This is a genomic window from Streptomyces sp. NPDC057638 (assembly GCF_042800315.1).
Classification (GTDB): domain Bacteria; phylum Actinomycetota; class Actinomycetes; order Streptomycetales; family Streptomycetaceae; genus Streptomyces.
This window is the reverse complement of the sequence record NZ_JBHVHF010000343.1, coordinates 1-7,594: the sequence shown is the minus strand read 5'-3', so window position 1 is coordinate 7,594 and position 7,594 is coordinate 1. Positions and strand designations below refer to the sequence as shown.

Sequence of the window (7,594 nt, the reverse complement as noted above, 5' to 3'; positions counted from 1 at the left end):
CGGCACCGGCACCCGCTGTCCGGCGTCGCCCGCGCGGGCCGTGGCCGGTGGCCCGTTCCCGTACCCGTATGGCCACACCCGTTCCCGTACGTACGCTCCCGTCCCCACCACCAGGCCCGTCCGGGCTCCCGAGACGACCGACGGAGGACCCTCCCATGACCGACGCCCTACGCGCCGCGCTCGCCGATGTCGTGGCGATCCCGGTGACGCCGTTCGCGGCGGACGGCACCGTCGACGAGAAGGCCCACCGGGCCGTGCTGCGCCGGCTGGTCGACGCCGGGGTCGTCACGCTGACACCCAACGGCAACACCGGGGAGTTCTACGCGCTCACCCCCGCCGAACGCGACCGGGCCGTCGAGGTGGCGGTCGAGGAGGCGGGGGAGCGGGCCACCGTCGTGGCCGGGGTGGGGCACGAGGTGCCCACCGCCGTGGCCGCCGCCCGGCGGGCCGCCGTCGCGGGGGCGCGGCTGGTGATGGTGCACCAGCCCGTGCACCCGTATGCCTCCGAGGGCGGCTGGGTCGACTACCACCGCGCCGTCGCCGACGCCGTACCGGGGCTGGGGATCGTCCCGTACGTCCGTGACCCGCTGCTCGGCGGATCCGCCCTCGCCGCGCTGGGCCGCCACTGCCCCAACGTGGTGGGGGTCAAGTACGCCGTGCCCGACGCGGCCGTCTTCGCCGCCTTCGCCCGGGACGCCGGGCTGGAACGCTTCGTCTGGGTCGCCGGGCTCGCCGAGCTGTACGCGCCCTCCTACTGGGCCTGCGGCGCCACCGGCTTCACCTCCGGGCTGGTCAACGCGGCCCCCGGGATCTCGCTCGCCCTGCTCGCGGCGCTGCGCGAGGGCCGGTACGGGGACGCCATGACCCTCTGGGAACGCGTCCGGCCCTTCGAACGCCTCCGTGCCGAGCGCCGGTCCGCCGACAATGTCAGCGTCGTCAAGGAGGCCCTCGCCGTCCTCGGTGTCTGCCGCCGCGACGTGCGCCCCCCGAGCCGCCCCCTGCCCGCCGAGCGCCGCGCCCGGGTCGCCGCCGTGGTCCGGGGCTGGGACATATGAACGCGTCAGCCCCGGGCGGGGCCCCGGAGGGGGTGCCCGCGCCCGGCCCGGTCCCGGCTGGGGTGTGCGGGTCCGATCCGGGTCCGGTGCCGGGAGCCCTCCCGGCACGGGCCGGGAGGTCCGCCTCCGATCCGGGCCCGGCACCGGCCGGGGTATGCGCGCCAGACGCCCTCCCCGTACCGGCCGGGGCGCCCGTACCGGCCGGGGCGCCCGTACCGGCCGGGGCGCCCGTACCGGCCGGGGTACGCGCACGGGCGGGGGTGCTCGCCTCCGATCCGGGTCCGGTGCCGGGATCCGCGCCGGGCGCCGTCCCGGCCCTGGCCGGGGTGCGTGTGTCCGACCCGGCCGGGGCACCGGCACCCCCGCCCCGTCCCGCCCCCACCCTCCGCAGCCACCAGTGGTACGGCGCCGACGGTGTGCGCTCGTTCAGCCACCGGGCCCGCACCCGTCAGCTCGGCTATCTCCCCGAGGAGCACCTCGGCCGCCCGGTCATCGCCGTCCTCAACACCTGGTCCGACATCAACCCCTGCCATGTCCACCTCCGCGACCGCGCCCAGGCCGTCAAACGGGGGGTATGGCAGGCGGGCGGTTTCCCGCTGGAGTTCCCGGTCGCCACCCTCTCCGAGACGTTCCAGAAGCCGACGCCGATGCTCTACCGCAATCTGCTGGCGATGGAGACCGAGGAGCTGCTGCGCTCCTACCCGGTCGACGGCGCCGTGCTGATGGGCGGCTGCGACAAGTCCACGCCCGCGCTGCTGATGGGCGCCGCCACCGTCGACCTGCCCGCCGTCTTCGTCCCCGCCGGGCCCATGCTCCCCGGTCACTGGCGGGACCAGATCCTCGGCTCCGGTACCGATATGTGGCGCTACTGGGACGACCACCGCGCCGGACTCATCGGCGACGACGAACTCGCCGAACTGGAGCACGGGCTGGCCCGCTCGCCCGGCACCTGTATGACCATGGGCACCGCCGCCACCCTGACCGCCGCCGCCGAGGCGCTCGGTGTCACCCTGCCCGGGGCCTCCTCCATCCCCGCCGTCGACTCCGGCCACGAGCGGATGGCCGCCGCCTGCGGCCGCCGGATCGTGGCACTGGTACGGGAGGATCTGCGGCCCTCCGCGATCCTCACCCGCCCGGCGTACGAGGACGCCGTGGCCACCGTCCTCGCCCTCGGCGGCTCCACCAACGCCGTGATCCATCTGATCGCCATGGCCGGGCGCTCCGGGGTACCGCTCACCCTCGACGACTTCGACCGGATCGCCCGCCGGGTGCCGGTCCTCGCCGATCTGCGGCCCGGCGGACGCTTCCTGATGGAGGACTTCCACTTCGCCGGGGGGCTGCCCGCCTTCCTCACCCGGATCGCCGACGTGCTCCATCTCGACCGGCCCACCGTGGCCGGGCCGACCCTGCGGGACCAGCTCGCCCGCGCCCGCGTCCACGACGACGAGGTCATCCGGCCGCGCGGGCGGCCCGTCGCGGACGAGGGCGGGGTGGCCGTGCTGCGGGGCAACCTCTGCCCCGACGGCGCGGTCATCAAGCACATCGCGGCCGAGCCCCGGCTGCTGCGGCACACCGGGCCCGCCGTGGTCTTCCCCGACTACCGCACGCTGCGCGCCACCATCGACGATCCCTCGCTCGGGATCACCGCCGACCATGTCCTGGTGCTCCAGAACGCGGGACCGCTCGGTGGCCCCGGGATGCCCGAGTACGGGATGCTGCCGATCCCGGCCCAGCTGCTGGAGCGGGGGGTGCGGGACATGGTGCGCCTCTCCGACGCCCGGATGAGCGGCACCAGCTACGGCGCCTGCGTGCTGCACATCGCGCCCGAGTCCGCCGTCGGCGGCCCGCTGGCGCTCGTCCGTGACGGCGACCCGATCACCCTCGACGTGCCCGCCCGGCGGCTGACCCTGGAGGTCCCCGAGGACGAACTCGCCCGGCGGCGGGCCGCGTGGCGCCCGCCCCCCGAACGGTTCCAGCGGGGGTACGGGGCGCTCTACAGCGAACAGGTCACCCAGGCCGACACGGGCTGTGACTTCGCCTTCCTCGCCCGTCCCGGCCACACCCCCGACCCCTACACCGGCTGAGCCCCCGGGGGTTCGCGGCGGGTTCGCGCGACCCGGCCCGCGTACGGGTCCGGCCGGGCACCAGGAGCGGCGCGGCCGTCGTCCCCGGACCGGGTCCGCCGTGGAGCCCGCGCGCCCGGCCCATCGCCCCGCGACCGGGCCCGGCCCGACCACCCCCGGACCGGGCCCGGGGCTCAGCCCTTCAGCGCCGCCGCCATCATCTTCTGCGCCACCGGAGCCGCCAGCCCGTTGCCGCTGACCTCCGAGCGCGGGCCGCCCGCGTCCTCGATCAGCACCGCCACCGCCACCTCCTGGCCGTTCTCGCCCTTGGCGTAGGAGGTGAACCAGGCGTACGGCGTCTCGCTGTTGTTCTCGCCGTGCTGGGCGGTGCCCGTCTTGCCGCCGACCTCCGCGCCCGCCACCCGCGCGTTCGACGCCGTACCGTCCTCGACGACCGTCACCATCGCGCTGCGCAGCTGCTCCGCGGTCCGCTCCGAGACGACCCGCTTCGACGGCTGGTCCTCGTACGCGTCCAGGGTGGTGCCCGCCGAGTCCACCACGCGCGAGACCATGTGCGGCGCCTCCAGCACACCGTCGTTGGCTATCGCGGCCGAGACCATCGCCATCTGGAGCGGGGTGGCGGTCACCTCGAACTGCCCGATGCCCGTCAGCGCGGTCTCCGGCCGGTTCATCCCGGTCGGGTAGACGCTCTCGTACGCCCGGACCGGTACGTCCAGTTCAGCGTCGTTGAACCCGAAGCCCTCGGCCATCGCGCGGACCTTGTCCTGGCCCAGGTCGACGGCGGCCTGGGCGAAGACGTTGTTGCAGGAGTAGCGCAGAGCGGTGCGCAGCGAGGCGTTCTCACAGGGCGCGTTCGCGATGTCGTTCGGCAGCTCGCGCACGGTGTCCGGCAGGACGTACGGCATCGGGCTGTCGGTCGGCTCGTCCACCGACGCGTAGAGCCCGTCCTCCAGCGCCGCCGCCGCGACCACCAGCTTGAACGTGGACCCGGGCGGCAGCGGCTGCCGCAGCGCCCGGTTCACCATCGGCTTGTCCTCGTCGGCCAGCAGCTTCTTCCAGGTGTCCCCGTCCGCCGTCCCGGCTATCGCGGACGGATCGTACGAAGGGGTGCTGACCATGCCGAGGATCCGGCCGCTCGCGGAGTCGATCGCGACGGCCGCGCCCTTGGTGTCGCCGAGCGCCTCGTAGCCCGCGCGCTGGACGGCGGGGTCGATCGTGGTCAGCACGGAACCCGGTTTCTGCTGCTCGCCGGTGAGCGCGTCCAGCGGGTTCTTCAGCCGGTCGTCCGTGCCGTCGAGCACGGACCGGTGGATCCCCTCCAGCTGGGTCGAGCCGTACGCCTGCGAGCTGTACCCCGTCACCGCCGCGTACAGCGGTCCGTCGGTGTACGTCCGCTTGTACGCGAGGTCGCCGCCCGTGGTCCGCGCCGAGCCGGTGACCGGCGCCCCGGCCACCACGATGTCGCCCATCGGCTGCGCGTACTGCGCGATCACCGGGCGCCGGTTCCTGTCGTTCTCCGCCAGTGCCTTGGCCTCGTACCCCTGGAGCCAGGTGGCCCGCAGCAGCAGCGCGAGCACCAGGAGCAGACTGAAGACGGCGGTGTGTCTGATGGTCCTGTTCATCCCACCGGAGGACGAACGGGCACGGACCCGGCGTTCCCGTACCCGCCGATTCTCAGACTCTCCTCATCTGGGGGGATCTCCGGGTACGGGCGGACCGGGCCGGAGGGCGCGCCTCAAGCACGGGTGACACCCACCGGGGTGGAGGGCGCGCCGCAGCGCCGGGTGACACCCACCGGGCCGCGCCTCAGCGCGGGGTGACGAACCCCGACTCATACGCGGCGATCACCGCCTGGGTACGGTCCCGGGCGCCCGTCTTCGCCAGCACACCCGCCACATGCGTCTTCACCGTCGCCGCCCCGACCTCCATCCGCCGGGCGATCTCCGCGTTCGTCAGGCCCGTCGTCATCAGCCGCAGCACATGGGACTCGCGCTCGGTCAGCTCCGCCACCCAGGGCGGGGGCGTGCGCTCCAGCAGCGCCCCGTACCGCGCCGCCAGGTCGCGCACCGCCGAGGGGAACAGGAGCGAGTCGCTCCGGGCCACCAGCCGCACCGCCCGCACCAGCTCGTCGGCGGCCACCCGCTTCAACAGGAAGCCGGAGGCGCCCGCGCGCAGCGCGTCGTAGACATAGGAGTCGTTCTCGAAGGTCGTCACCACGACGATCCTGGGCGGCGCGGGATGCCCGGCCAGGATCCGCCGGGTCGCCTCGATGCCGTCCACCTCCGGCATCCGTACGTCCATGAGGACGACGTCCGGGCCCAGCTCACCGGCGAGGGCGACGGCCTCGGCGCCGGTCGACGCCTCCCCGACCACCGTGAGGTCCTCCTCGGCGGCGAGGATGACACGCAGGGCGGTGCGGACCATGCGTTCGTCGTCGGCGACGACGATCCGCAGGGCCCGCTCCGGTGCCGTGCTCATCGCGCGCCTCCTTGGGTGCGTGCGTCCTCTGTGGTGGCGCGCGGGACCGGCGCGCCACCGTGCAGCGGCAGCCGGGCGCGCAGCCGCCAGCGGCCGTCATCCGGCCCGGCGTGGGCGGCGCCGCCCAGCAGGGCGGCGCGTTCGCCGACCCCGCGCAGCCCCCGGCCACCGCCGGGACGGGTCACGGGCGGTCGGGCGGGCAACGGGTTCTCCACCGTGATCTCCAGTTCCTCGCCGCGTACGGCGATCCACAGCCCCACCGGGACGGCCCCGGCATGGCGCAGGGCGTTGCCCAGGCCCTCCTGGACGATGCGGTACGCCTCCCGGGAGACGGGCGCGGGCACCGTCCCCGGATCGCCCTCGGCCGTGACCGTCACCGGCACCCCGCTCCGGGCCACCAGCCCGTCGAGCGCCTCCAGCGTGGGGCCGGTGACCTCGCGCCCACCGCCGCCGTCGTCCCGCAACAGCCCGAGGACCGCGTCCAGCTCGCCGACCGTACGCCGGGTCGTCTCCTCGATCGCGGCCAGTGCCTCCCGGACGAACGCCGGATCCGAGGCGAACACCCGGCGCGCCGCACCCGCCTGGAGAGCCACCGCGCTCAACGCGTGACCCACGGAATCATGCAGCTCACGGGCGAGCCGGTTCCGCTCGGCCAACGCGGTCGCCCGGCGCTCCGCCGCCGCCAGCCGGTCGGCGGGCGTCGGCCCCAGCAGCACCGGCGCCAGCCGGGCCAGCAGCAGCCCCGCCGCCGCCGAACAGCCCGCGAGCGCCGACAGCATGACGACGGCGGCGGGCGGGAAGAGCGCGAGCCACCAGCCCGCGACGTCCGAAACCCCGAAGAACTCCCGCAGCCGGGGGAAGAACGGCACCACGAAAACCGTCGCCGCGAACGGCGGCAGCGCGAGCGAGGCGCCACTGACGACCGCGCCGATACCGAGATGGAGCGTGAACCAGACCGCGGTACGCCACCGCGCCGCCCACGACCGCGCGGGCCCCTCCGCGAGGTCCTCCGGCACCACCCCGCACAACGTCCGCGTCACCGCCGCCGCGAGCGGCCGGGCCAGCGGGAGGAGACTCGCGACCGCGACCAGCGGCAGGCCCGCGGCATGGCCCAGCAACTGGCCGCTCAGGGAGCCGCCGAAGAGGGTGACGCCGTCGTGGAGGGGGCTGGTGAGGAGGGTGCCGACGATCCAGAACGGGACCATGAGGGCGCCGCCCAGCACCAGGTGCACCCACCTCCGCCGCGCCCTCCCCCCTAACAGCTCCCCCATCCCCCCACCCTATTCACCCCCCTCGCGGCGGCCCCGCCCCAGCTCCTGCGTCCACCTGGTTCGCGAGCTGCGCTGCCCCAGCCGCCCCACGTGGTGCCTCGCCCCGTGTCGTGGCCCGAGCCTGCTTGGCAGGCATGGCTCCCACCTCGCGCCGTGGGCCTTGCGCTGGATGGCCGCGCTGAGCCGTATCCGCTGATGTGCCGTCCCCTCTGGCGCGAGGTGGCCGGGCTCTACTGGCTTGTGGGCACGGGTTCCGCACCCTTGTGGGCAGTCGTTCCGCTGGGCGGAACGGGTGGGCACAAGCCCACCACCCGGACACCGGGCCCTGTCGGCCCGGCCCCTGCCGGACGGGCCCCGCACCGGGACGTGACCCTCACGGGGTACGTACACGAGGTGCGGCCCTCAGCGGGGCCCGTTGCGCGGGGGCGCGGGCCCGTGGCCGGGGAGGCCGGGTACGGGGCTGGGCGGGTGGGAACGCCTGCCCGGCAAGGGGTTCCCGTGTGCCCACCCTCCCCCAGCCTTCGGCCGGGGGGACCCCCATCGCCTTGCGGAACGCCTGCCCACACGGGGGTGGAACCCGCCCGCCCGCACGGGTGTGGGTACGGGTGGGGGGCTGGCCCGCAGGCAGGGCGGGGACGGGCCCGCAGGAAGGGGCCCGGCCGCGCGGGGCCCGGGTCCGCGCGTAGGGGCGTGGCCGCGTGGGGCC

Annotated in this window: 5 protein-coding genes; 2 read left to right on the top strand and 3 right to left on the bottom strand. The window is 75.3% G+C overall.

Going from position 1 to position 7,594, the window contains the following annotated elements; translation table 11 throughout:
- The first annotated feature begins 155 nt into the window (after positions 1 to 155).
- Together ACFVIM_RS30300 and araD are read left to right on the top strand one after the other, a co-directional pair.
- A complete protein-coding gene (locus ACFVIM_RS30300; RefSeq protein ID WP_384308028.1) occupies positions 156 to 1,055 on the top strand; it encodes a dihydrodipicolinate synthase family protein in 900 nt (299 codons plus the stop codon).
- Positions 1,056 to 1,387: 332 nt separating this feature from the next.
- Entirely contained in the window at positions 1,388 to 3,139 is a 1,752-nt protein-coding gene (gene araD / locus ACFVIM_RS30295; protein WP_384308031.1) for an L-arabinonate dehydratase, read from the top strand.
- A gap of 173 nt (positions 3,140 to 3,312) precedes the next feature.
- Here the strand turns inward: araD and ACFVIM_RS30290 are convergent, their stop codons facing one another.
- The 3 genes from ACFVIM_RS30290 to ACFVIM_RS30280 form a co-directional block, all read right to left on the bottom strand.
- Positions 3,313 to 4,761 (bottom strand): peptidoglycan D,D-transpeptidase FtsI family protein, encoded by a 1,449-nt coding sequence (locus ACFVIM_RS30290; RefSeq protein WP_384308025.1) that lies wholly within the window; start codon positions 4,759 to 4,761, stop codon positions 3,313 to 3,315.
- 184 nt (positions 4,762 to 4,945) lie between these two features.
- Positions 4,946 to 5,617, bottom strand: coding sequence for a response regulator (locus ACFVIM_RS30285; RefSeq protein WP_384308022.1), 672 nt, complete (start codon positions 5,615 to 5,617; stop codon positions 4,946 to 4,948).
- Entirely contained in the window at positions 5,614 to 6,888 is a 1,275-nt protein-coding gene (locus ACFVIM_RS30280) for a sensor histidine kinase (protein WP_384308019.1), read from the bottom strand. Before ACFVIM_RS30280 ends, ACFVIM_RS30285 begins: the two co-directional genes overlap by 4 nt.
- Positions 6,889 to 7,594: the final 706 nt, after the last annotated feature.

What these genes read in the sequence shown, in the direction of transcription:
- ACFVIM_RS30300 (WP_384308028.1), top strand. Translation starts at nt 156, where the DNA reads ATGACCGACGCCCTACGCGCCGCGCTCGCCGATGTCGTGGCGATCCCG.
- ACFVIM_RS30290 (WP_384308025.1), bottom strand. Translation starts at nt 4,761, where the DNA reads ATGAACAGGACCATCAGACACACCGCCGTCTTCAGTCTGCTCCTGGTG.
- ACFVIM_RS30285 (WP_384308022.1), bottom strand. Translation starts at nt 5,617, where the DNA reads ATGAGCACGGCACCGGAGCGGGCCCTGCGGATCGTCGTCGCCGACGAC.
- ACFVIM_RS30280 (WP_384308019.1), bottom strand. Translation starts at nt 6,888, where the DNA reads ATGGGGGAGCTGTTAGGGGGGAGGGCGCGGCGGAGGTGGGTGCACCTG.